General features: G+C 61.9%; 17 protein-coding genes. 9 read left to right on the plus strand and 8 right to left on the minus strand.

All coding sequences use genetic code 11. The annotated features are described in order from the left end of the window. Nucleotides 1–14 precede the first annotated feature (14 nt). Both PLANPX_RS12090 and PLANPX_RS12095 read left to right on the plus strand, forming a co-directional pair. Entirely contained in the window at nucleotides 15–2,972 is a 2,958-nt protein-coding gene (locus tag PLANPX_RS12090; RefSeq protein WP_152098982.1) for a redoxin domain-containing protein, read from the plus strand. A gap of 35 nt (nucleotides 2,973–3,007) precedes the next feature. Continuing rightward, the gene (locus PLANPX_RS12095) at nucleotides 3,008–6,817 is read left to right on the plus strand and encodes a HEAT repeat domain-containing protein (protein WP_152098983.1); all 3,810 of its coding nucleotides are present in this window, start codon (nucleotides 3,008–3,010) and stop codon (nucleotides 6,815–6,817) included. 93 nt (nucleotides 6,818–6,910) lie between these two features. On the opposite strand, the gene PLANPX_RS12100 is transcribed toward PLANPX_RS12095, so the two are convergent. Continuing rightward, nucleotides 6,911–10,423: a beta strand repeat-containing protein gene (locus tag PLANPX_RS12100; protein WP_152098984.1), complete on the minus strand. Its 3,513-nt coding sequence runs from the start codon at nucleotides 10,421–10,423 to the stop codon at nucleotides 6,911–6,913. 260 nt (nucleotides 10,424–10,683) lie between these two features. On the opposite strand from PLANPX_RS12100, the gene PLANPX_RS12105 reads away from it, so the two are divergent. Then, entirely contained in the window at nucleotides 10,684–11,478 is a 795-nt protein-coding gene (locus PLANPX_RS12105) for a helix-turn-helix transcriptional regulator (protein ID WP_152098985.1), read from the plus strand. A gap of 224 nt (nucleotides 11,479–11,702) precedes the next feature. Here PLANPX_RS12105 and PLANPX_RS12110 read toward each other — a convergent pair whose 3' ends face one another. Next, nucleotides 11,703–14,627, minus strand: coding sequence for a carboxypeptidase regulatory-like domain-containing protein (locus tag PLANPX_RS12110; RefSeq protein WP_152098986.1), 2,925 nt, complete (start codon nucleotides 14,625–14,627; stop codon nucleotides 11,703–11,705). A 15-nt stretch (nucleotides 14,628–14,642) separates the two neighbouring features. Then, nucleotides 14,643–15,011: a BlaI/MecI/CopY family transcriptional regulator gene (locus PLANPX_RS12115; RefSeq protein ID WP_152098987.1), complete on the minus strand. Its 369-nt coding sequence runs from the start codon at nucleotides 15,009–15,011 to the stop codon at nucleotides 14,643–14,645. 361 nt (nucleotides 15,012–15,372) lie between these two features. On the opposite strand from PLANPX_RS12115, the gene PLANPX_RS12120 reads away from it, so the two are divergent. The 5 genes from PLANPX_RS12120 (at nucleotide 15,373) to PLANPX_RS12140 (ending at nucleotide 19,552) form a co-directional block, all read left to right on the plus strand. Beyond that, nucleotides 15,373–16,404: a DUF1559 domain-containing protein gene (locus PLANPX_RS12120; protein ID WP_152101860.1), complete on the plus strand. Its 1,032-nt coding sequence runs from the start codon at nucleotides 15,373–15,375 to the stop codon at nucleotides 16,402–16,404. A 241-nt stretch (nucleotides 16,405–16,645) separates the two neighbouring features. Continuing rightward, the gene (locus PLANPX_RS12125; protein ID WP_152098988.1) at nucleotides 16,646–17,101 is read left to right on the plus strand and encodes a hypothetical protein; all 456 of its coding nucleotides are present in this window, start codon (nucleotides 16,646–16,648) and stop codon (nucleotides 17,099–17,101) included. A 320-nt stretch (nucleotides 17,102–17,421) separates the two neighbouring features. Further along, complete coding sequence (locus PLANPX_RS12130; protein WP_152098989.1) at nucleotides 17,422–18,477, plus strand: NAD(P)-dependent alcohol dehydrogenase; 1,056 nt, start codon at nucleotides 17,422–17,424, stop codon at nucleotides 18,475–18,477. A gap of 64 nt (nucleotides 18,478–18,541) precedes the next feature. Then, nucleotides 18,542–18,832 carry a putative quinol monooxygenase gene (locus tag PLANPX_RS12135; protein ID WP_152098990.1) on the plus strand — a complete coding sequence of 97 codons (291 nt, stop codon included), beginning with the start codon at nucleotides 18,542–18,544 and terminating at the stop codon, nucleotides 18,830–18,832. 48 nt (nucleotides 18,833–18,880) lie between these two features. Beyond that, nucleotides 18,881–19,552, plus strand: coding sequence for a type 1 glutamine amidotransferase domain-containing protein (locus tag PLANPX_RS12140; protein ID WP_152098991.1), 672 nt, complete (start codon nucleotides 18,881–18,883; stop codon nucleotides 19,550–19,552). A gap of 52 nt (nucleotides 19,553–19,604) precedes the next feature. Here PLANPX_RS12140 and PLANPX_RS12145 read toward each other — a convergent pair whose 3' ends face one another. The 5 genes from PLANPX_RS12145 to PLANPX_RS12165 all read right to left on the minus strand — a co-directional run bounded on the left by PLANPX_RS12145 (nucleotide 19,605) and on the right by PLANPX_RS12165 (nucleotide 23,532). Then, nucleotides 19,605–20,090: a VOC family protein gene (locus tag PLANPX_RS12145; RefSeq protein ID WP_152098992.1), complete on the minus strand. Its 486-nt coding sequence runs from the start codon at nucleotides 20,088–20,090 to the stop codon at nucleotides 19,605–19,607. Between the two features lie 3 nt (nucleotides 20,091–20,093). Further along, nucleotides 20,094–21,089 (minus strand): glycoside hydrolase family 43 protein, encoded by a 996-nt coding sequence (locus PLANPX_RS12150; protein ID WP_152098993.1) that lies wholly within the window; start codon nucleotides 21,087–21,089, stop codon nucleotides 20,094–20,096. Between the two features lie 282 nt (nucleotides 21,090–21,371). Beyond that, a complete protein-coding gene (locus tag PLANPX_RS12155) occupies nucleotides 21,372–21,719 on the minus strand; it encodes a hypothetical protein (RefSeq protein ID WP_152098994.1) in 348 nt (115 codons plus the stop codon). Nucleotides 21,720–21,765: 46 nt separating this feature from the next. After that, on the minus strand, nucleotides 21,766–22,017 hold the full coding sequence (locus PLANPX_RS12160) for a hypothetical protein (protein ID WP_152098995.1): 252 nt from the start codon (nucleotides 22,015–22,017) through the stop codon (nucleotides 21,766–21,768). Nucleotides 22,018–22,623: 606 nt separating this feature from the next. After that, nucleotides 22,624–23,532 (minus strand): hypothetical protein, encoded by a 909-nt coding sequence (locus tag PLANPX_RS12165; protein ID WP_152098996.1) that lies wholly within the window; start codon nucleotides 23,530–23,532, stop codon nucleotides 22,624–22,626. Between the two features lie 115 nt (nucleotides 23,533–23,647). Here PLANPX_RS12165 and PLANPX_RS12170 point away from each other — a divergent pair, with 115 nt between their 5' ends. Further along, complete coding sequence (locus PLANPX_RS12170; RefSeq protein WP_152098997.1) at nucleotides 23,648–24,868, plus strand: aspartyl protease family protein; 1,221 nt, start codon at nucleotides 23,648–23,650, stop codon at nucleotides 24,866–24,868. The last annotated feature ends 65 nt before the right edge of the window (nucleotides 24,869–24,933 follow it).

Below are 24,933 nucleotides of genomic sequence, written 5' to 3' on the forward strand. Positions count from 1 at the left end.
TCCGGAACGAAGTGATGGCCGCGCGATACTCGCTCAAATGGTTCTGCTGGACGTTCGCATTGAGCGTCGCCTGCATGCTGGCGTCTCGCAGTACCGTTGGCGCAGCCGAGGCGTCGACGGACCCGCACACGATTCGCCTCAAAGTCGTCGACGCCGCCGGCAAGCCGATCGAGGGCGCCGCCGTCTCCTGCGGCATCTTGACGGAGCAAAAGGGTTTCAACCCCAACCAAGACTACGTGACTTCGGCCGACGGCATCGCCGATTTAGCCGTGCCGCAAACGATGCGCTACGTCCGGCTCACGATTCATAGGGATGGTTACGCTGGACTGCTTGGGGAGTGGTGGGCGCCCGCCACGGAGCACATCCCCCAAGAGCTCCGCGTCAACATGACGTCGGGAACGACCGTCAGCGGCGCCATCGTCGGGCCGGACGGCGAACCGATCGCCGGCGCGAGCATCGACGCCAGCTTGGATGGGGGAATCCAGCAGCTTAATCCCGAGACTCCATTCCGGTACCTCGACAAGTTAGGCCAGTATGCCAAGGCCGTCCGTTCCGATAAGGAGGGAAAGTGGACCCTCGCGAACGTGCCGCCGGGCGACGATTTCAACTTGCTCGTCCGCATGAGTCACCCCGACTACATCGGGGATGAGCACGACGGCCAACTAGCCGCCGCCAGCGGCGTGACGCTGCAGCAACTTCGCGACGGGACGGCCCGCATTGTGATGCCGCGCGGGGAGATTGTGCGCGGGCAAATCGAAGACTCGCACGGCGCCCCAATTCGCGAGGCCCGGGTCGCATGGTCGAGAACCATGAGGTCAATGGATGGCAACTTCGTCACCGCCGATGAGCAAGGCGAGTTCCAACTGCCGCCGATGAAAGCCGGCAAGCTGTTCCTGGCCGTTGCCGCCCAGGGGAAGCAACCTCAGTTCAAGGAAGTCGCCGTGGTTGAGGGCATGTCGCCTGTGCAAATCATCCTCGACTCGGGGCGGGAGTTACTCCTGAAAATCGTCGACGCCCGAGGGCAACCTGTCCCAGACGTCAACGTGCGCGTCGAGGCGTGGGGCAAGCTCCGCTCTGGCGTAATTGGCAGAGAGTTGCACTTGCTGAAGGGCCTCTATCCGCAGCAAGCAAACGCGCAAGGGAGCTATGCGTGGCCAGCCGCGCCGCAGGAACCGCTCAAGCTCCGGATCGGCAAGGCGGGCTGGAATGACTACGCAGGCGAAGTCGCGGCCGACGACGCCCTCCACGAGATCGTGCTTCACGATTCGGTCGTTATCTCTGGCGAGATTCTCGACGCCAAAACCGGCGCCCCGATCAAGTCAGCCCGCATCACCGAGGTCGCTCATTACCCGGTTAGCCCCGCCAATCCGATCGTGCAGGCGTCGCAGTTCCGTGTGGTTGACGAGGGGCGCTTCTCGTATGCCGCTAGTCAATGGCGAGCTAGCGAGGAACTCGTGCTGCAGATCGAAGCCGCCGGCTATCGGCCCAAGTGGATCGGACCTTTCGATGAGACCGCCGGCGAGGTGGAGGCCGACGTCCGGCTCGAGTGCGCCGCTCCGCTCCGCGGGCGCGTGCTCGGCACTGACGGTCAGCCGTTAGCAGGCGCCGTGGTCTCATTCACGACGAAAGACACGGATCTGCTCGCTCGCGATGCAACGTACGACACCCCTGGCCTCAGTACGCGGACCAACGACGCGGGCCAATTTGAATTCAACGCGACGATGACGCGCCCGATCATCGTCGCAGCTCACGATTCAGGCTACGCCGAAGTCGATCTTGAGCTCGACCAACAGCCAGGCGACCTGCAGCTCCGCCCTTGGGCCCGCGTCGAAGGCCGCGTCACGCAAGCCGGCAAACCGGTCGTCGACCAAGTGATTTACTTCAACCCGATTCGCCTCCTCGGCGGCGAGAATCCCCATCTGCAAGACGACTTCAGCGCGACGACCGACGGCGAAGGCCGGTTCGTGTTTGAAAAGGTTCCGCCGGTCCCTTCGCATGTCTACCCGGACGTGTCAGTGTGGGACCAAACGAAGCTGATGTCGGGCGAGAGCATCCCCGTCGATTTGCAACCAGGGGAAACGCGCGTGGTCGCCATCGGCGAACAAGGGGCGACGGTGCGCGGACGACTTCGCCCCAACGGCGAGATCGCCCCCAAGCTCGATATGAACTACTGCATGAACTACCTGCTCCAGCGCGGGCCAGGCATCACGCCGCCGCCCCCAGTCCAGCGCGCCGGCTTCGACTGGCGAACCGGCTGGTCGTTCGATTGGAAAGATTCCGAGGAGGGCCGCGGCTTCTTGAACACGCTGCCGCACCACTTCGTGAAGTTTCAACCGGACGGATCGTTCGTCGTTCATGGCGTGCCGGCCGGCGAATACCAGCTTGCCACCTCTGTGTATGAACCGCCGGAAGGTTGTCTCGTCGATCCCGTCGGACGTCGCGTGATTGACTTCTCCGTGGCGGACGCCGACGTCCAGCGCGGAGAGCTTGATCTCGGCGTCATCGACGTCGACGTGAAGCTTGGCCCGCAAGTCGGCGATCCCTTCCCGGCGTTCGGCTACGAAGGGCTCGCCGAAGACGAAATGGGTTCCATTGCCGATTGGCAGGGACGCTACGTCCTGGTCGCCTTCTGGGCAACTTGGTGCGGCCCCTGCATCTCCCATTTGCCCGAGTTGCAGGCAATTGCCAAGGAACTCGACCCCGAGCGAGCGACGCTGCTCAGCATTTCGCTCGACGAAGATCCGGCGAAGGCGCGGGCCTTCATCGCCGCGCGTCAGATGGATTGGCCGCAAGGGTTGCTAGGGCAACGCGACAACCCGCTCGTGCGGCAGCAACTCGGCGTGAGCTCCGTGCCTGCGTACTTTGTATTGGATCCCTCAGGAAAATTGGTCAACCGCTCTTCCCAACTGCACGAGGCAGTGTCGGCGCTCGAGCAGGCGCTTGCCGAAAGTGGTGAAAAGGTATCGCAGTAGCTGGATGAGCTGGATTGTCACGGGAGGTCGGTGCGATGTCTCGCCTGTTGGTCCGCATATTGCTGCTCACGTCCCTCGGCACCGTCTTCTCGATGGCGCAGCGCTCGCACGCCGAAGCTAACGAGTCGACGCCCTCGCTCGACGCCGACGCGCTGGTCTCCCAAGTGATCGCGCGCTGCCGCCCCTGGCTCCGCCAGCCAGGTCCGGAACTCAAGTCGCTCAAATACACATACCACTTGAACGGCGACAAACGCGTCGTCGAAATCGCCGCGGCCGCCGACCCGGTCCGCCGCGCTTTTTGGCAAGGCGCCACCCTCTCGCTCGGCCTTCACGCGCTCGCCAAATCGCCGGAGAAGTTCACGGCGGCGGCCGAACGCATCGCCGGCGACGCAGATGATCCGCAGCCCTTCATCCGCCTCACGCTCCGGCCGAAGGCGCAGGCAGACCCGTTCCGCATCGAAGTCGGCAACGGCATCGAGGGCTCTTGGTACGGCTACTACATCCACGCATTCGACGAGTTCCAGATCGATCTCGATCCCGAAACGCTTCTCCCGCGGCGAGAGACACACGCCTTCTCGCACTACGCATTCAGCGATTGGCAAGAAGTGCAGCCCGGCGCCTGGATTCCTCAGAAGGTGGTCGCCAGTCGCAACGGTTACGAGTATCGCATGAACTTCGCGTGGCAAGGCGACGCCGCCTGGTTGCTCACTCACGCCGAGACCCTGCACGACGGTCGCCTCCGCCCTGTGGCGCGCGTCAGCGACGTTCAGGTCAACGACTCAGCCGTCACCGTTGCCCTGAGCGCCGAACAGCAGCGGCTCGACGCCGCCCGCCGCGTCGTTCGCGATATGCTCGACCGTAACGCGGCGTGGCTCGCGCCGAAACCTGCGTTCGATTCGCTGCAGTACTCCTTTCACATCGAGCCGCAAGAGGTGACGGAGACGTGCGTCGTCCGCCGCGACGGTTTTACGTTGGTCGAAGTCACTGGCGACGGACAAGGAAAGATGGAAGGGCAACTCGGCGATCGCAAGATCGTCACCGCGGCCGACGAATTTGCCAATGCCCGCCGCGACGACCTCCGCGCCAATGTTCGTGATCGGTCGCCCGACGCGCCGGAGCCGAACGACGCCCTGCAGTTGCGTCGCTATGCCCTCATCGGCTGCCAATTTGATTTGCCGCTCTTCGAACTTGGCCGCACGCTCGACAATGCGATGGTCGAGGTCAAGGAAGGTGAATGGCAAGGCGTTCCCTGCTTTGTCGCGACGATCACCCCGCCCGGTCGCAGCCACCCCCTCGGTTGCGGCGTCATGCTCGGCTTCACCTCATGGTCCTACATCCACCACCTCTACGCCGAGTCCGAGACGATCTTCATCGATAAGGAGCGGCTCGTCCCGCTGCACGAAACGTTCATCGAGAGCCGCGACGGACGGCGATTCGAGATCGATTTCAAAAACTATCAACCGTTGGCGGAGGAGGGCGATCGGCTCGCACCGCTGCAGATCGACATTTCATCCAAAGACTACTTCACCTGCCAGTACGAGTTCCAACTCATCGGGGGCAAGCAGTGGCTAATCCGCTCCGCCGAGTCGTGGTTCAAGGCAGATGAAAAGAGCCGCGGCGTCGTGAGCGACGTGCGCATCGACGAGCCTTCGCCGGCAGCCGACGCGGCCCTACGCCAAGTGGCGGCCTTTCAGGAAGTCTTTGCTGTCGATTCCGCGGCTTCCGCTGCGGAACCGCACGCAACGCAGACTGTCGACACGCTCCCCTTTAAGCTCGGCCAACCGCGAACGATCGGCGCGGCCGAGGTTCTCTTCACCCTCAATGGCAAACAGCAGCTGGTGCTCCGCGCGACGAGGCGCGCCGACGCCGAGTCGCCTGGGGATCGCGTCACCGTGCTGCTGCTCGACAAGCAAGATCGATTGCTGCAAGCCGGTTCCGTAGAGTTCACCGGCACGGAAGCAGAGCAAACGGCGGAAATCAGTTTTGGCGGTTCCTACGCGCTGCGAAATGTGGCGCGCTACGCGATCGCCGGCCTCGGCAACGTCGCCACGCTGCCCGACGCAGAGCCTCGCTCGCTTCACACGTTCGCCCTCGTCGCAGACAAGCCGACGCCGATCCGCGGCGTCGCCGACCCTTCAGGCAAGACGCGAGTCGTCGACGCCATGCTGCAGCGGGACGCCGATGGCGACCTCGTCGCGACGCTCGGCGTCGTCTCACGCGATGGCATGCAGCAGTTTGAAGTCGACGCCTCGCTGGCGATGTTCGATCAAGCAGGCAAGCTGCTCGCCGCCGCATCGAAGTCTGATTCAATCACCGTGAAGAGCGATCTCTACGCAGGCGAGTGGACGCTGGCTTTTCCCGCGTCGGTCAACCGCGCCGACGTCGCCGCCATGGCCGTCGGCGTCTCACGCGGGCAGACCACCAGCATGCCGATGGGCTCCATGTGGGCCGCGCTGATGGACTTCGATGGCCCCTTCGGCGTTGACGAGTTACTGGGCGCTGCGGACGAGGGCTGCTGGCCGGCGGGCCTCGAAGCGCTTCAGCGAGAACTGAGTGAAAGCCTTTCGCACGGCCTCTTTGGCCGGGACCACGACTGGCGCGAGAAAGACTCTCGCCATGAGCCCCCTGTGAAGCTGCTCGCCCCGCACGTCGCCAATCTGCTGCGAATTGTCGCCGCCTCTCGCGAACCGAAAACGCTTGCCGCGGCGATTCGTTTTCTTGGCTATGCGGACGATCCCCGCGCGGTCGAGGCGATCCGGCCTCTTCGGCAGCATGACAATGAAGCCGTGCGGGACGCGGCCGCCGTCGCACTGCTCATGTTGCGAGACGACGCGCAGCTGCCAGCCGTCGAAGCGATTCTCTCGCGCGAGCCGGCGAAAGATCCCGATGAATCGTACCGTGCGAATTACGAGCTGCGCCGCGACGCGCTGCTCGCCCTCGCCTCCTGCCGCAGTGCGCAGTCGATCCCGCTCGCGGGTAAACGATTGCTCGCACTCGTGGACGGCAGCGAAAAGATCCGTAACGAAGGAGGCGGCAGTCATCTCAATCGCGCGGGCTACGAAGCGGAACAGCTTGCCCAGCTGCTCGGCAGAGTGCAAGACGAACGGTATCTGCCGATTCTCGAGGCCGCCTTGCAACGGGCCGAACAACACGATGGCGACAATCCGCCGGCCGAAGCGGAGTTACTCACGGCGATCTTGAACTACGGCCCTGCCGCGCGACACTGTCTCGAATCGCTCGTGCGTGCAGGAAATTCCTCGGCCGTGAATGCCGTGGCCGACTCGAAGGACGATTTTTACGTCGCCGCCGTCGGCAGCTTGCTGCAGACGAGCGACGATCTCAACGCGTGGGATCCGGCGATCGGGTACCTGTGGAATCAGCAGTCGCCCGCATCGCTCGCCGCACTGCAGCAGGCATTCGACCGCGGCGTCCCGGCCGGCGAGCGGCAAGCAAGCATCCAATTGGAACTGGCAACCGCCCTCGCGGCGCTAGGCGACGCCCGCGGCCTGCCGCTCGCGTTCGACCTGCTAGTTAAGTTGGCTGAGCCGGGCGTCGCTCCCGACGATGCGAAGGCCAAACGCCAGTGGGAGAAGTCACGCGACGATCGACGACGTGACGTGCTTCGCGTGTTCAGCCGGGCAGCCACCGACGACGTCGCGGCGCTGCTCGCCGAGCGGGCGTCAAACGCCGACGCGCCCGCGCGGCTCGCGATCATGCAATTGCTCGGACAGTCGCACTCAATACCCGCCGCGCTGCGCCCCGCTCTCGAGGAATGGGCGGCGGACAAAATCTCAACGGAAGTTTCACAGCAAGCGGAACGACTTCTACTGAGGTTGAGAGAATAATTTGAAACGGGTAGCCCAGGTTGGCGTACTCGCCTACCTGGGCGGCGCAGCCGCAAGAGGCTTCCCTCAAGATTCACCACCCCGCACGAACTATCACCACGCGCCAACCATCGCCCCAGCGAACTCATCGACCGTTGCACCCGCCGCTTCCTCTTCGTCGAGCGCCGCGAAGCAACTCTCCAATTCGGCGGGCGAGTCGCTCGCGCCCCGTTCTTCGTAACGCAGCCGCCGATTCACAAAGCCGGCGCTTGCCTCAATCGCATCGGCCTGCTTCGTGAGCGCGGCAAAAGCCGCATCGCGTCTAGTCACGCCGCTGCTTGTCGCCAACCCAGCGAGCGGCGCGAACACGGCCGCTGCTGGCTGCTCCTCAGCGAGGCCGTCCTCGAACTGGTCACGCTCGTCGCCGCTGATCGCGGCTGGCGCAGGCGCAGCAACGGTCACTTGCATCACGCTGGCCGGCGTCGCAGCAACAACCGCGCTCCCGCCGCTCGGCTGTCCAAACTGCCCGCGCCACACATTCAAATCAGCGCCATCAACGCTCCCGCTCCCATTCCCGTCGGCTCCGCTGCCGCTCGGCGCCGCGGCGGAACCGAACTGCCGCTGCCAAGCGAGGAAGTCGGCCCCATCGACGCGACCGTCGTAATTAAAATCGCCCGACGCGACTTCGACGGCGCCCAGATCAATGCGGCTCCCCAGCAGTCGTGCGTAGCCCGCCCCGCGTTGATCCACCAGCGGCAAGCCAGCAGCGCCAGGAATGCTCGCTGGATTTCCCCCGTTGATGGCCGCGCTGCCGGCGAGCGGCGCTCTTGTCCGCGTGAGGCCGCCGTTGTTTTTCAGCGGGCCGAGCAGCGCATCGCCCGTGATCGTGTTCGCCAATCCGCCGGCGCCATCGCTGATGAGGTTGTAACTGCCGGCGAAGGCGCCGATAAAATCGGCGCCTATCGCGACATCGGCGCCAGCGGCGCTGTCGATGATGCTGTTATTGAGGGTGACCGTGCCCCGGCCGTTGGTTCCACCAGTGTTGAACGGGGTGCCGTTGTCGATGCCGCCGGCGCCGGCGTCGGCCGAGTTTCCGAACAGGGTGCTGCTGGTAATGGTCAGGTCGCCCGCATTGTAGATCGCGCCGCCTCGCACCGCCGCCAGGTTTCCGTCGACCGTGCTGTTAACGACCGTCGCCGTGCTGTACACGCCCCAGCCTGCCTGGAATTCGCTGGCTAGCGCGCCGCCGTAGCTCGCTGAGTTTCCTGACAACGTGCTGTTAATAATCAACGCCACTCCCCACCCGGGTTTGTTCTCAAGGCCGTATTTGTAGTTGTAAATCGCTCCGCCGCCGAAGGCTGAATTGCCTGTGAAGCTGCTGTCCGTGATGGTTGCAGTCCCTAGACTGCGGATGGCTCCCCCGTAGGCGCCCGTCGTGTTCCCGGAGAAGGTGCTATGGGTGACGTTCAACACGCCGCCATACTCGATGGCGCCGCCCCCCTCGACATAGCTGGTACCGGTACGCGTCGAATTGCCCAGGAATAGGCAATCGACCAACGTCATGATTCCGATCCCCCCGACAATGGCGCCACCCCGATACCCGGCGCTGTTGCCGACGAAGTTACAACTGGTGAGCGTGAGCTTGCGGCTCCCGGCTATCGCGCCGCCACTTTCGGCAGCGAAGCCGTTGCGGAAAGTCAGGCCGGAAATAGCAACGCCGCTGTAATCGCCGTCGGCCATCTCCGAATAGATCGAAACGATGCCGCCGTAGCCGTTCGGCGTCGGCCCCACGTTGTGCCCGTCGATTGCTAGTGCGTTGGCCCCTGGGCCAACGATGATGAGGTTGCCCGTGATATCAGGCAGTTGCTTAACGCCAAGTTCGATGGCGCCGACCACGTTGGCCGCGAAGGTGATCGTCGCGCCGTCGATGGGCAGGTAACCGCTCGCGTAGCCGATGGCTTCGCGCAGCGACGTCCCCGTGCCTTGCGCGGCACTGATCGTGCCGTTATCCTCATCGATGACAGTCGTGACTTCAATTGTCTCTGCTCCGACCTCGACGGCGCCGATATCCACCGTGCCGTTCTTAATTCGCTTCGCCCCGCGCTGATCGGTCGTGACGCCGCCGGGAACCAGGCTATTGTTGCCGACGTTGAGCAACGGGCTGCCAACGAGCGGCCGCATCGTGGCCGTCGCCCCGCCGTTGGCGATCGTCAACGGTCCCAACATCGCATCCCCGGTGAGCGTGCCCGTGAGGCCCGCGCCGCTGCCGTCGCTGACAAAGTTGTTGCTGCCGCTGAGCCCGCCGCCGCCGACAATGTTGCCCGAACTGTTGCTAGCCAGTACAGAATTGTTTAGTGCTAGCGTTCCGCCGTTGTTGATGCCGATGCCGTTGCCGGCAATGGTGCTGCTTGTGATCGTGGCCGTGCCGCCGTTGGAAATGGCTTGGCCGCTGTTCGCAGAGAACGTGCTGTTGACGACCGACAGCACGTTGTAGTTCACAATGCTGTCAGGCGTGCTGCCAGTCACCGTGCAGTCGATCAGCGTGAGACTGCCCGCGTTCGTGACGCCGCCGCCGACGCCAGGCGGCAGGCTGCTGTTGTTCTTGATGCTGCAGCCGATCATCGTGAGCGTGCCGGTGTTGTAGGCGCCGGCGCCCTCCATGGCGTTGTTGTAGGCTAGCACGTCGAACGCGAACTTCTGAGGAAAGTTGTAACCAGGCGCCACCGGCAGTTCTGTGGGGCCGACGATGCCGTTCACCGTCATCACGCCTTCATTGAAGATGCCGCCGCCGTTGGCTGAGGCCGAGTTGAACAACATCGACACGTCAGTGAAGGTGGCGTTGCCGCTGCCGGCGTTAAAAATCGCGCCGCCGTAGCCTTCACTGACATTCGCGATGAAGCCGTTGGCAGTCGGTCCCGTTGAGTAGAGGAACGTCGGATCGTAGCCGCGATGGCTGCTGCTGACATTGAGCGTGCCGGCGTTGAAGATGCCGGCGCCAAACATGCCGGCGAAATTGTCTTGAGCCGTCAGGAAGGTCGCGGTGAGCGTGGCGCCGGCGGCGTTATAAATCGCGCCTCCCGAGTCGCCCGCATTGTTCGCCCGGAACGTGCAACTCGTGAGCGTCAGATTGCCGGCGTTGTAGACGCCGCCGCCGTTGACGTTCGCGTAGCAGCTTCGCATCGTGAAGCCGGTGATGCTCACATTGGCGCCGGCATCGATTGCCAGGCCTCGGGTAAACAGGTTGCCTTCGAGGGTGATCGGCCCCTGCAGCGCGAGGTTGCCGGTAAGCGTGGGCAACCCGCCGGCGATGCTGATCGTGGTGCCAGCAACGCCGGGGGCGAAACTAATCGAGTTGGCGCCCGAGGTGGCGTTCGCGGCGAGGATCGCCTCATGCAGCGAAATGCCGTCCGCGCCGGGGCTGGCGATCAGCGCGGCAATCGACGAAGTATCGCCGTTGACGACGTTGTTCCCCACGCCGACGACGACCGCCGCCAGCACTCGCCGGTCTTCGAGCGTTTCCATTCGCAACGGCCGCGTCTCCGGCCGCACCGTGCGATTCCGCTTTGTGTTGCCTTGCCCCAGAAAAGAAACCGCCGAAAACCACTGGCCGCGGGAGCGACGACTCATTGATGCATTCCTTTGGGCTATTTCTCGATGGCCGATTGAGGCGAGAACAACTCGGCGGCCGCGATGAGCGGAGCACGGAACCTTGGATGGTAGTTCGAGGCTTCCGCAGACGGTATCGCCTGTTTAGGGTAGGATTCAGCGACCGCAAACAACTGATAGCGAAGGGTTTGCGGAAATAATCGTTTGTACGATGAAGCATCCGTGCAAGGCGTTTTTGCAGCAGACGTTGCTTCCAACTAGCTCCGCCGAGATTGAACGCCTTGCCGCAGCACGAACTCACCGCCGCCGACCACGACCGCGTCTACAAACTCTGGGATGAACTCGCTGCGTTTCCTTCCGCGGAGATCGATCGCGCTTGGCGTCACCTCGCCGAAACGATCGCCGGCTGGATCGGCGCCAACACCGGCTTCTGGGTCGGCACGGTCCGCTTGCTCGACGGCGCCGCTGCCGAGGAGGACCTACTCCACGGCTGGCGTGTGAAAGTCGTCACGTTCCTCCACCCGCCCAGCGAGGAAGAAGTGCAGGCCGCCCAGCGGGCCGTCGCCACGCGGCCGCCTGATCTAGGCATGGCCACCGTCGCCGCCGTCCGCGGCAGCGGCCGCTTTCGCGTCCACCGCTTGCACGACGGCTTCGTCGATTTAGAGGCGTTCCGCGAGACCGACTACTTCAAGTCCCACTTCGTGGCCTTTGGCGTCGACGACCAACTGTGGGTCGCCGCGCCAATCAGTCCGCAGACTGAAGCCTACTTCGTCTTCAATCGCTCCGGCCCGAGTCGCTTCACGGAAGCCGATGCAGCACTAGCCGGCTTTGCACTCCGCGGCCTCAACTGGTTTCAGCGTCAACTCTTCTACAGCCACGGCCTGCTCGTCGCGCAAGATCCGCTCACCCCGACGCAGCGCGACGTGCTGCAACTGCTCCTCTCCGACAAAACGGAAAAAGAAATCGCCGCGGAAATGGGCCAGAGCTTCCACACGACGCACACCCACGTGAAAGACATCTTCCGCAAGTACAACGTGAAGAGCCGCGCCGGCCTGATGGCCGTGTGGTTGACGTAGCGTTGTCGCATTGGGCGCCATGCCGTCGCGCAGCATCGGCATGCTTACAGGTGGTGCACAAGAGGGTAGCCCCGGTAGCCGCTGAGGACGCTAACCCGGGCGACCCGATCAGCGCTCTAGTCCCGGGCTTCGCCCGGGGGCCGGCGACCATTCCAGTAGGCGCCCCGTATGATCCTACCTCCGGCTAGAGTCCGGGCGAATAAATCGCGATGGAGCTTCCACGGCTACGGCTTGGGAAAGTTCACGTGCTGCCCTGGCGACGGCCGCCGGATGATTTGCAACTGTTCGTTGTCGGCCGTCCACGGCTCCAATCGCAACTCGGTCGACTCGGCGAACTCCTTTTCCGTCACCATCGCAATGCCGTCTGGGTGGATCGCCACCAAGCAGAACGGCTCGACTTCTGGAGGTAGTGAAAATCGTCCTGATGTATCTGTTTTCGTGACGCGATTCCCTTCGTGATACACCGCCTTACGGCCGTCAAGGTTCGTTCTTGTCGTGGAAAGATAGACGTCTGCCGCCGCGAGCGGCTCGCCCTTCAAGCCGAGCACCGTGCCGGAAAACGGTTCAGCTTTGTGAAGTTCAACGCCCCAAGCGATTTCGCCCTGATCGGGTTTGTACGGCCGGAAAGCTCGCGATTCCGCTGGCATGTATCCCTCGGCTTCGACGCGCAGCTGCCACGAGAATTCCTCTTGGTCGATGCTGGTTTCGAACCGCCCGCCCGCCATTTGCGTCGTCATGAAATTCGGCCACTCAGGCGCTCTGCCGTCGCCGTAGTCGATCCCTTTGAGCAATGTGAATTGACCGATCGGCTCTCTCGTCTCCGCATCGATCACGGCGCCCTTGATCTTCAGCGGCGCTTTGAGCGTGACGATGGTCTCTTCGCTACCTGGTTTGAGAGCGAGGTTTTCGACGCTCATGTACCCTTCTTTGGAAAAGTCGTATTGAATATCGTCAGCTGGCGCATCTGTGATCTCGAAACGGCCGTCAGCATTCGACTTCATGCCCAACCCGAGTCGGTTTCGCTGCCCGCGCCACTGCCGCTCGATGACGCCCACCCCTTCCACCGGCTGACCCTGCGTGTCGACAATACGTCCGCGCAGCGTCTGCCCGCGCCGCAACGTAACGGGAGGAATGACGCCCCCTTTGTCGACGCCGATTAACTCGGGGGCGTACCCCGCGGCTTGCACGGCGACGTAAAGCGGGCTTTGGCCATGCAGCGCCAGTCGTTCGTTCGGCTTGAACTCAATTCCGACGATGCGGAACTCGCCGTTCTCGTCGGTGGTCGCACGCGGCGGCTCGTCGCTCCACCAGTAGTAACGCTCATCCACGTTAATGGACGCCCCGGCGATTGGCTTTCCAGTCTCATCAACCACTTGACCGCGTACGTCGTCCCCTCGCCGCATGGCGGTGACGGCCTTCTGGTCGAACAGCTTTTGAAACGAAGACGACGGATAGAGCGGGGTCGGAATGTAGCCGCGCCTCACATGGTCGCTCACGTAGTCGGGGTGGGTGAACCAGATTCGAACTTCATCCTGTTCGACCTCCGCCGGCATCTTGTCGATCTGCCAGCGTCCCTGCTCGTCGGTCGTCGTCTTCGCGTTGATGTTCGCGCGGATATGCGGCGCCTTGCCCTCGCCAGTCGCCCAGTAGTGAATTTCGACTGCCACGCCCGAGATCGGTTCGCCCGCTTCATTCTTCACAACTCCGCCGATGGGCGTGGCGCGCGTCAGCGGAACCGTGATCGCGGCGGGCAGCTTCGCCCAGGGCGCACCTTCCCAATAAACTCGCAGCGGGACGTAACTCTCCTTCGTCGGATAAACGCGAACTGCTGTGGGCGGTAGATCGCTCAACTGCAGAACGGCTCTCCCGTTGGCGTCTGTCGCAAACTCCCTCACGTCTTGGAAGTCGATCCCTTCTCCCTGATTCTGCAATTCAAGGGTCACTCCCGGCAGCGGCTGCTGCGTTTCGGCGTCGACGATCCGCACTTCTAGCTCTTGCCCTTTCTTCCAGCTGCCCTCGCCGGCTGCGACTGCCGCGGTCGCATCTGCCGCTGCTTCCGTCGGGCTTTCGGCGCGACTTGTGACCACGAGCGCCGTCGGCAAGACAACGCACGCCGCCGCCAGCACTGCCCAGCGCGCCGCCCAGGACGCGCGGCGAGCGAAGCGCCGGTGCGGAGTCATCATCGCCGCGATCCGCTCCTCCACGGCCTCGACCTCTCCTGCCACGGCAAGCGCCGGCGCAGCCTGCCGGCCGTGCACCGCGTGGGCCATCATTTCGACGATCGCCTCGCAGTATTGCCGCGGACTGGCCAGCGAACTGCTCAGCACGATTTCGTCGCAGCACTTTTCGCGCTCCTTGCGGATCTCGCGATTCGCCCGCCACACGAGCGGATGAAAAAAGAAGATCGCCTGCACGAACAGTTGAGCGTGATTCATCGCCGCATCCCAACGGGCGACATGCGCCAACTCATGCATCAGCACCGTCCGGCGTTGCGGCGCATCGCCCAACTGCTGGAAGTCCGTCGGCAAGTAGATGCTGCCAGTCAGCCAACCCCACACAAATGGCTGCCCTGCGGCGGCGGACGTGAAGACTTCCGGCGGTGTTCGCATGCCGAGTGTTCGCGAGAGCTCCGCTACCAACTCCAGAGTCGCACCATCCGCCGCCGAGCGCGAGCATTTAAGTTCCTGGTGCGTCCGCCAGATGCGAGCGGCGACCAGCATGCCGAACGCTGCGCATCCCAGTAACCACGCTGCTGCCAGCACAGCGCGAATTGGCAGGCCTCGCGTTGCATCGTGAGCCGGCCGCGCCTTGATTGCCACGCGCGTCATCGCATCGTCTTGAATTTCCGTCGCCGCAGCCGCCGACTCGTCGGCTACACCTTGGGCTTGAGAGACGACCGTCGGCTCGATAGGAACATCAGCGAGCGGCGCCTCAGTGAGCGGCGTGCTCGGCAACAAAACGGGTAGCGACAAATTCACCATCGGCGGCGTGAGGCATTTCGCAAGCACCAGCAACCACAACAAATACCGCCAATGAGCGCTGGCGGAGCGGAGTATCCAGCTTGTGCCGGCCGCTAGCAGAAAAACGACGCACACCAGCAGGCTTTGCTGCACAATTGCATCAGCAAGCCGATTGAGAATGGCTACCATCGCGTCTCCGTGCCGCTATTCGGCTTTGTCTTGAATGGATTTCTTTAGTCGTTTGACGTCTTCCGGATTTAGGTCGCTACTGTCGGCCAAGTGCAGCAACAACGGAACAGGGTCGCCGCCGAACAATCGCTCGACGAACTCAAGCACCGTCTGCTTAATCACCTTTTCGCGCTTCACCGCCGCGGTGAACACGTGCGCCTTCCCGCTCGCTTTGTGGCGCACATATCCCTTTCTCTCCAGCCGCCGCAGCAGCGTTTGCACGGTGGCGTAGGCGATGTCGCGGTCCTTTGGCAGCGCGTCGCAAATCTCTTGAACCGTCGCCGATTCAAGCTGCCAGACAAGTCGGACGATTTCCGTTTCCGCTGGACTGAGAGCCGGTAGCATAAGAGTCGCCTCGCAAGATGTTGTACAAACGTAAAAGAAGAATATCGTACAAGTGTACGAGGTGTCAACCTGAAGTTGGGAAATCCGGCCTGTTGCGGCCACTGCCGCGCCGATCGCGAACGTCAGGCGGCCGGCTCGCGAAGGCCTGCGCCTTGCCTGCACACCCTCGCATGTGAAAAATGCAGATGTGACCAACGCAATAACACATTCCTCGATTTGTCACAGTCATCTACGATAAAGCTTGGGATTACGACTTTTCTTCTTCTCTAGCGACATCGCTCCACGCCGCGTTTCATTCTTGTTCGGTTCGATTCGCTCACACGAAACGGCGTGGTCTGCTAGCTAAGGGCGTGAGGTTGATATGTCATTGCGACAGCCGTTTCGCCGTACTCACGGCGGATTTACGTTGGTCGAATTGCTGGTAGTGATCGCCATCATCGGCGTCCTGGTGGCGCTATTGCTCCCGGCGGTGCAGGCCGCTCGGGAAGCGGCGCGTCGCAGTCAGTGCGCGAACAACCTGCGGCAGTTTTCGCTGGGATGCCTCACGCACGAAGGCGCCATGAAGCGGCTGCCGGCCGGGTTCACGACGACGCCTAACGCCGATGTGCACCACACCTGGGCCGCCTATGTTTTGCCTTACCTTGAACAAGGGGCGCTGTTCAGCAACATCGATTTCAAAATCGCGTCGTGGGAGGCTTGGGCGAAGGTCGGCTACGGAGACACCCAATCGCCCGCCGTTCCCTGGCTGTGGACTCAACTCGATCTGCACCTCTGCCCGTCGGATCAGCAACGAAACATCCACACTGGCACTCCGCGGGCCTTCGCTCACGGCAGCTATTTGGCCAATGTCGGTTGGGGCTCGCCTTGGAAGCAGGTCGATACGCAAGCGGAGTACGAGAAACGCCAAGCGCAGCTCGTCATCGACAACGCCGCCGACGCAGCCCAGAGCGGCGATCTCCGCGGACCCTTCGAGAAAGTTTTCACGACCGAGAACAAAGGCTTGCCGTTGAAGGCGATCACCGACGGCACGAGCAACACCGTGATGCTTGGCGAGGTTCGGCAGTACCCCGGCAACGACGGCCGCGGACTCATGTACCTCGGCAGCGGCCTCTACGATCATCGCTACCCGCCTAACACGGCGTCGCAAGATGAGATGGAATTCTGCAGCGAAAACGACAAGGCCGGAGCCGTCAATCCAAGCGCTCCCTGCAACAACGAGCGGGGAATTGTCTTTCCGCGTTACACGTCTCAAACCTCGCGCAGCCAGCACGCTGGCGGCGTGAATGTTTCGTTCTGCGACGGCCGCACGGTCTTCGTCAGCGACGCCGTCGATCTCGCCGTCTGGAAGCGCATCTCGACTCGCGCCGGCGGCGAAGTCGCGAGCGAACTCTAACCCCAGTTCACGCATCGCACGCCGCTCCTAGTCCCGGGCGAAGTAGATGAAACCATGAGGTCCCCTCCCCTTGAGGGGGAGGGTTAGGGAGGGGTGAAAGCATCGTGTACCAGCGGTCCACCCCCTCCCCAGCCCTCCCCTCAAGGGGGAGGGGGCCAGAGCTTTCAGATCGGCCAAGTCTGCAATTGAACAAGCTGCACAGCACTGGCTGAAAACGCGAAAACCACTAGGCATCATTCGCATGATTCGCAACGCGCACAATCTCGCTCTTAACCTGTGCCTTGCGTCGACGCTCTGCACGCTACTCGCGCTGGCGGCAAGCACCGGCTGCAACTCCGCCAACTCCGGCCGCGCGTCGATTTCCGGCAAGGTCACCTTCGACGGCCAACCGCTCAAATCGGGCGAAATTGTCTTCGAACCGCAGGGAACCGGCCGCCTCGGCATCGCCCAAATCGTCGACGGGGCCTACCAAATGCCCGCCCAGCAAGGCCCCACGCCCGGCAAGTACCTCGTCCGCATCACCGCGAATCGCCCAACTGGCAAGGCGGTGCAACCCGCGGCCGACACCTCCGGCCGCTCCTCGGGCGTCTCGTACGAGCAATTCATCCCGGCGAAGTACAACGAGAAATCGACGACGACCATCGAGATCGGCGTCGAGCCCGCTGCCGTTCACGACTTTGCCCTCACCGCCAGTTAGCGCGGAACTCGCTCAAGCTCAACGCGCGTCGAGCGACGTCGCTTCAAGCACTCCCTGGCGGCCGCTGCGCCAAATCATTTATTTGCTTTTCGAGTGCGACTCGGTTCTAATCCGCAACGAGTTCTGAGTCGGCCGCTTCGGGCGCGACTCAGTTGCGTTCGCTGTTTCTTGCACGTGACGCAACGCCCGCGCTAACCCTGCCGACTCTCCCGCCTTACGCAAGTAGGTCGCCTGTTTGCTGCGGCCTGCGCAACACGCCGCCCCGCAGAACGTGCTGACGAACGCCACTTCCTGCTGTCGAGTCATCGAAGGAGATAACGATGAAAGCGGCGCGAATCCTCGAATACAGCAAACCTCTCGTCTTGGACGACGTTCCCGTTCCTGAAGTCCAGCCCGACGAGGTGATGGTTCAAGTCCGGGCCTGCGGTATGTGCCGCTCCGACGTGCAACTCGTCGACGGGTACTTCCGAAGTTACGGCGATATTCCGATGCCGATTACTCCAGGCCACGAGATCACCGGCGTCGTGCGCCAACTCGGCGAGCTCGTTTCTAAGTCGTCGACGATTCAGGAGGGCGATCACGTCGTCGTGGCGCCGGGCTGGGGCGACGGCACCTGTCGCCATTGCCTGGTCGGGAACACGCACATTTGTCCGAACGTCCGCTGGCCGGGGTTTGGCTTGTATGGCGGTTTCGCCGAATTCATTCCCGTTCCCGCTCGTTACGTCATCAAAGTCGATCAGCGGCTGAAGTTCGAAGAGCTCGCTCCGCTCACCGACGCCGGCGTCACTCCCTATCGCGGGCTGAAGAAGCTCCGCGACGCCGGCGCTCTCGCTGCGGACCGCGTCCTCGGAATCTTCGGCATCGGCGGACTCGGCGGATATGCCGTGCAGTATGCAAAACTTCTTGGCGGAGGCGCCACCGTCGTCGCCTTCGCGCGCAATGCCGAGAAGCTAGCCGTCGCGACCGAATATGGCGCGGACCACGTCATCAACGTCATGGACAAGTCGCAGGCCGATGTGGTGCGCGAGCTCAAGCAGGCGACAGGGCAGGGTGAGCTCGACGCAATCATCGACTGCGCCGGCGCGCCGCAAATGATGCAGCTGGCGTTCAGCCTCCTATCAATTAGCGGCCACTACGTCGACGTTGGCCTCGTCGGCGACCGCATCGACATTCCGCTGTTTCCGCGCGTCTCGCGCGAGCAAACGTTCCACGGCTCGTTCTGGGGCAACAACCTCGATCTCAGCGAGATCATGGCGTTGGCCGCGCAAGGCAAGATCCGCCACACGATCCAGACGATCGAGTTCGATCAAATCAACGAGCACATCGACCGGCTGCGACAGGGCGAGATCGTCGGGCGCGCTGTGATCAAGTTCTGAGCACCCTCGGGACCAGCACGATAGGAGGCGGAGCGAAACTACTCTCACCGGCGTCGGTTGGGCTATGGAAAAGATCGTCATCGTAAAGTGGAGAATCAAGCAGTCAGAGGCCCCGCGCCTCTTGAAGCTGCTGCCCGAGCTGGCGGAGCGAACCAGAGCCGAGGCAGGCAACGTTTCTTACGCTGTCTACCAATCAGAGCAAGACCCTTGCGAACTCCTGCTGCATGAGCACTACGTCGACGCCGCTGCCGCCGAAGCGCACAAGCAATCAGAGCATTACCAGAGAATCGTCGTTAATGAAATCATCCCCCATCTCGAGCTTCGCGAGGTCGCCTTAGTGACGCGATTCGCGTAGTCTGATGGGACAACAAACCCGCCAACGCATCCTGCCAGAAGTCATTCGATGTCCAAGAAAATCCTCATCATCGCGTCGAACACCTCTTCGATCGGGCCGCACAAACGCCGCACCGGAATTTTCCTGCCGGAAGTCGCCCACCCGTACGCCGAGTTCGACCGCGCGAAATACCATGTCGACTTCGTCAGCCTCACGGGCGAGCCGCCTTTTCTCGACGCGCTGAACCTGGCCGCCGATCCCGACAACCTCGCTTTTTTAGTCGGCAAAGGCTGGAGCGACATGCTCAAAGCGAAGAAACTGGCCGACGTGGACGTACGTGCCTACGACGCCATCTTCGTGCCGGGCGGTTTGGCGCCGATGGCCGACATGTCGGAGCACCCGCTCCTAAAGCAGGTTATTCAAGAAACGTACGAGCGCGGCGCCGTCGTCGGGGCCGTCTGCCACGGGCCCGTTTCGCTGCTCAACGTGAAGCTCAGCAACGGCGAATACCTAATCGCCGGCAAGAACATCACGTCCTTCACCAACGACGAAGAAGAAAACTACGCGAAGGCCGACGTTCCCTTCGAGCTGGAAACAGCCCTCGTGAACCAAGGAGCGATTTTCCACAAGGTCGACCCGTGGCAGCCGAACAGCCTCGCCGACGGCAAGCTCGTCACCGGGCAGAATCCCGCCTCCGCGAAAGGCGTTGCCGAGAAAATGATCGCGCTCTTGAGCGCTTAGGAAGCGGCGTCGCAATGACTCCAACCGCGTTCATGCTGGCGCTTTAAAGACTTCAACCTCGATACGCCTTCTCAATCGCTGTGACGTCGATTTTCGTCATCTGCATCATCGCCTCAAACGCCCGCTTCGCGGCGGCTTGGTCGGGATCGGTGATCGCTTGCGAGAGGATGGTCGGCGTGATCTGCCACGAGACGCCCCACTTGTCCCGGCACCAACCGCAAGCATTCGCCGCGCCGCCGTTGCCGATGATCGCATCCCAGTAGCGATCAGTTTCCGCCTGATCGACGGTCGCGACCTGGAATGAAAACGCGTGCCCATGCTCGCAACCAGGACCGCCATTGAGGCCGAGGCAGGGGATCCCCATCACCGTGAACTCGACGGTTAGCACGTCGCCTGCTTTCCCCGCCGGATAGTCGCCGGGGACGCGGTGAATCGCGTCGACCGACGAATCGGGAAAAGTCGCCGCGTAGAACCGCGCCGCCTCTTCGGCTCCGCCGTCGTACCAGAGGCAGATCGTGTTCTTGGCCGGCGGTTGCAGCTCCTACTCAGCAGTCAGCGGCTGCGCAGCCACCCCTTCATTCGTGATCCGAATCGGTTTAATAAAACCCTTCTCATCGAACTTCATCCGATCGATGCAAGTCGCCCGCGCATTGCCGTCGGTTTGGTCCAGCGGCCGGCGATGGTACACGGCGTAGTAGTCGTCCGTCCCCGGCGGCTGGATCACCGAATGGTGCCCGGCCCCCGTGGCAATCTTCGGATCCTGCTTTAGCACCGTATCAATCCGCTTGAACGGCCCGAACGGCGAGTCGCCGATCGCGTACGCGACGCAGTAGTCGGGCCCGGTCCAGCCCCCCTCCGACCACATGAAGTAGTACTTGCCGTCGCGAATGAACATGAACGGCCCCTCGACGTACCCCTCCGGCGTAATCTCCTTAAACGTGGTACCGTCCTCGAAGGGAACGAATCCTGTGAAGTCATCGTTCAGCCGCGCGATATTGCAGTGCCGCCAACCGCCGTAGATGAGGTAGTAGGTTCCGTCGGCGTCCTTGAACACAAACTGATCGATCGGCTGAGCGCCGTTGTGAAACTGATCAACGAGCGGTTTTCCTAAGTGATCCTTAAACGGCCCTGCCGGCCCGTCGGCCACCGCGACGCCGATGCCGCCGTGAGCGTCGTTGTTCTGAATGTCGTTGGCGCCGAAAAAGAAATAGTACTTCCCATCCTTCTCAATCACCGCCGGCGCCCACATCGCCCGCTTGGCCCACTTGATGGCGTCGTTGTCGAGAACCCGCGGATGTTTTTCCCAGTTCACGAGGTCCTTCGACGAAAAAGCATCAAAGAACACCTGCTCGTCGTAAGGCGCCGAGTACGTCGGATAGATCCAGTACGTGTCGCCGAAGATGATCGCCTCGGGATCGGCGTACCAGCCGTCGAAGAGCGGGTTGCCCGACATTTTTACTTCTAGTTCCTCGGCCGCGAGCGGCGACGCGACAAGGAGTAGCGCCACGGCAATCATCAAACAAATGCTTCGGTTCATCGCGAGGCCTTGAGCTGAATGCTTAAGAAAAGGGGCGCCAACCGCTGCGGCCAGCAACGGCGGATTGTAGCACACGTAGGTCAGGCTTTCAGCCTGACGGCAGTACGTCACGGTCCCCAATCCCAAGCGGCATACGTGTCAGACTGAAAGCCTGATCTAAGTGGGGTGCCACTGGCGTGTCGCCAGTGCAGAAGCACCACAACGGCGCGCCGCACGCCCGACTCGTAAGCAGCCTGAAGCACAAGGCCTCCGCTTCCCACATGGTTAAGAGGAACTCCATCTCTACTCAGCGTCAGAATTCACCCATCGTCGTCGGGTGAAGACGTAGCAGATGGGACCCAGCACGGCCCCGAAGAGAGCGCCCCATCCGCATACGAGTGCGTACATAAATAGAATCCCGCCGATGAGTTCCCACGGTACGCCATTCTCTCCCAGCCGTGATAACGAACCCCGGTAGGCGGTCATCGCGAGGCAGAACGCTAGGACGCCGCTCGGAATCACGCCGCAGGCGAGCACGCCAATCAAGTGCGCCCATTGCAATCCGATCCACGCTCCACGCTTCACAGACTCCAACGTCGTTGCGACGCCGTCAAAATTGGAGATCTGAATGAGGCGGCGAATGGTCTTCATGCGAAACGGCGGACCATGGGGAGAGTGAAGCGGCAGGCCTGCGGCGTTAAGCCTCGACCGCCCGAAGCGACTTCTCGTAAGCCGCGTGGAGCTCGCTAGCGTTGTCGACGTACAACTCCGCATAACCGCAGTCGCCGCAGATTTTCGCCTTCAAGTAGCCGCTCTTCGTCTCTTTGAAGATCATCGCGCTAGGGTTCGCACTGACGCAGGCGACGAGTGCTCCGCCGCCAGCAGTTTCATAGGTGTGTGCATCTGGAATGATCTTGGTCGAACCGCACTTACTACATGAAGTTGCCATTTTCCGGTCTCTCTGGTTGAGATCAGGATACTGTCTCTAGGATCGCGATTGTATGCGAAGGAGACTTCCGGCTCAAAATCCTTCGCGCAGATTGAGCCATGGTGCGTCTGCGACGGTTGGCGAAGCGGATCAGGCCTGTGGGCGGCGGAGCGCGCAAAATGCCGAATACAACGCCGACGCTCTAGCGGCTAAAGAAACCAAAAGCGGCAGCCGATCCAGCGAGTAAGCCCCATCATGGCAGCGGGCGGCAACCTGTGAGCGGAGAAACCACATGCGTGGTCACATCATCATCGCGCTGCTTATCTGGAGCGTCTTCGAGTTCGCGTACTACCGCTACCTCGATCGCCACGCATGATGACGCTTGCGTGCGCCCTCAGTTAGTCTTCACGTATCCGGTAGCACTGGGCGCCGGGTAGCACTGGATCTCGATCCAGTGTCGCGCAACTGCTAGCCCAGGTTGGCGTACTCGCCTACCTGGGCGGCGTAGCCGCAAGAGGCAGGCGTCAGGCGCCATGCTTTCGCCCCTCAGGCGTGAGCATGCTCAACTCTCAATCGACTTCACGACATGTCGACGCCACTGCGACGCCATGCCACTCGCCGCATCTTCTAACGGGCGTTGGCCGTTTCATACATGCATTTCGGCGCACCTTCTTCGAATGCATGAAACTCACGCATCGATTCGATCGCCGTAGATGCAACGTCGGCTAACTGCTTTTTCTGCTCCGCGTTAAGGAGAGAAATAATCTCAAGGTCGAGCGACGCCGACATACGGCGAAGATTTGCAGTGATCGCCGGCAGGCTTTGCATTTCATCGTTCCGCAGCGCGAAGACGGCGGCATGAAGTTGATGCGACCCGGCATGCCCGTCGTTCGCATTGTGCGTCAGAATGTACTTGTCTTGAGCTAAAGAAACGATTCGTTGCTGCAACTCTCGCGGAACGTATCCTGCCTCGGCAAACCATCGCCGGCGCAGTGCAAGTAGCCCTTCCAGGTTCAGATACACGCTTGCCAGTCGTTCGTGCTGTTGCTTCGTGAGATAACGTTGCAAAACAATTCGCGTAGCTAGCCGTTCCTTAGAGTCGAATTGTTCGCAGCACTCGCCCAATTCATCGCGAGCGACGGCCGGCTCGCGCTCGGGGGCGGCGTCGTGAGAGGCCTGGGCGGAAACTTTGCTCTGGAGCGCAGCGAGCAACTCATCGCCGATTCCCAGCTCTTCGCGAAACTTTGGCGAAGTGAGGATGCGATTCAACACATATTGGTCGGCGGTCGGAGCGAAGTATGTGACGGCCACGCCTCGGTCCATGAGCAACGCTGAGGTTGCGAAGTAAGTTAAGCAGTTGTCGGGGTTCGAAAACTTGTAACGCTCCTCCGCCGTTGCGACTGCGCCGTACGATGCTAGTGCCACGGCCGACAAGCTCAGAAGCACGCGAGCCGTCCGCATAAGATTATTCGCGAGCCGCTTGTTCGAACGGATTTCGTAGCTCGCAAGTGGTTCTTGCCAACGTGCAGGCTTCATGGCGGCAAAGCTTTCTCGACCAACAGGTTTCTTGTTGTGTTAGAGATGTCCCGAAAGGGCAAAGGGGGTAAACTCCAGCGACGATAACAAAGCATCAACCAAAAAAGATCGCCAAATGGCCTCGCAGTTCATGCTGAATCGACGCGTATGCTACGCCCTGCTGGCAATCACGGTGTTTCCTCTACTGGACTCGGATCCCGCTTCGTCAGCGTGCGCGGCAGACGACGCAGCGGTGTTCCCCATCTCCTCCTTCGAAGGAGATCCGCTGATATTGCCGGTAACCATCGCCGAAACCGAACATCTTTTCGTCGTCGACTCAGGAGCAACCTGCCACCTCTTCGACGCTGCACTCAAATCGTCGCTTGGCCCTTCCAGGGACTTTCAACTGGCGTCTCAGGCGGACGGAAGCGAGGTGCGCGTGGAGATATTCGATGCGCCCGATGCCAAAATTGGCCGTCTTTCGTTGGGCGTTGAGGCGCCCGTCGCCTGCGCCGACTTGTCCGCCATGAGAGAACGCTTCGGCCGCAACGTCCAAGGCATCTTAGGGCTGCCGTTCTTCGCGGCTTACGTTATCCAGCTCGATTTCGAAAAACGCGAGATGCGAATCCTGCCGGGCGATGCCGAGCCACAAGAAGAGTGGGGGCAACTGATCATGGTAGCCAAAGAAAAACACTCGAACCTCGTCGGCATCCGGGCAAAGGTGGCCGGCTTGGATTTTGACGAGGTGGTGGTGCTTGATAGCGGCTTCAACGGCGAACTCAGTTTGCGCTCCGACGTATACGGCTATCTCGCGCAGGAGGGGCAGATTAGTTCGGGCTGGATGACGGAGATTACTCTCGTGAACAAGGCGGTCCCAGGACGGCAGGGGCGTCTTGAGTGCCTAGGCGTAGGCGGATTCACGCACAACCAAATCGTGGTCTCGGAAGGCGACAAGAAGGGTTGCATCGGGCTGCTCTACCTGCAGAGATATCGCGTTACCCTCGACTTGGGACGCGGCAGGATTTTCCTGGAACCGAATTCCAGGTTTCACGAGCCAAGTGCAGAGCCGAGCCTCTCAGGTCTCACCGGAGTGGTGATGCTGCGGAAGGCCGGCAAGACGATCATTACCAACGTCTTTGCAGGAAAGCCGGCAGCGGAGGCAGGGGTGCAGGTCGAGGATGAGTTGCTTTCCGTCGGCAGCGTCCCCATAACGACGCAACCGGTTGCGGAGATTGCATCATTAGTTCGCACGGAGGTGGACGACAGCGGCAACTTAGCGCTACTCGTCGATCGCGAGGGCAAGACTAAGTCATTCGTGCTTAAGAGCGTCAGACCGCGGACGCCTGCCGGCAAGTAGGCCAGGCTTTCAGCCTAACAGCAGCACGCAACGGTCCCCATCATCGCCCGGCACGTCCGTGAGGC

The organism is Lacipirellula parvula (assembly GCF_009177095.1).
GTDB classification, from domain to species: domain Bacteria; phylum Planctomycetota; class Planctomycetia; order Pirellulales; family Lacipirellulaceae; genus Lacipirellula; species Lacipirellula parvula.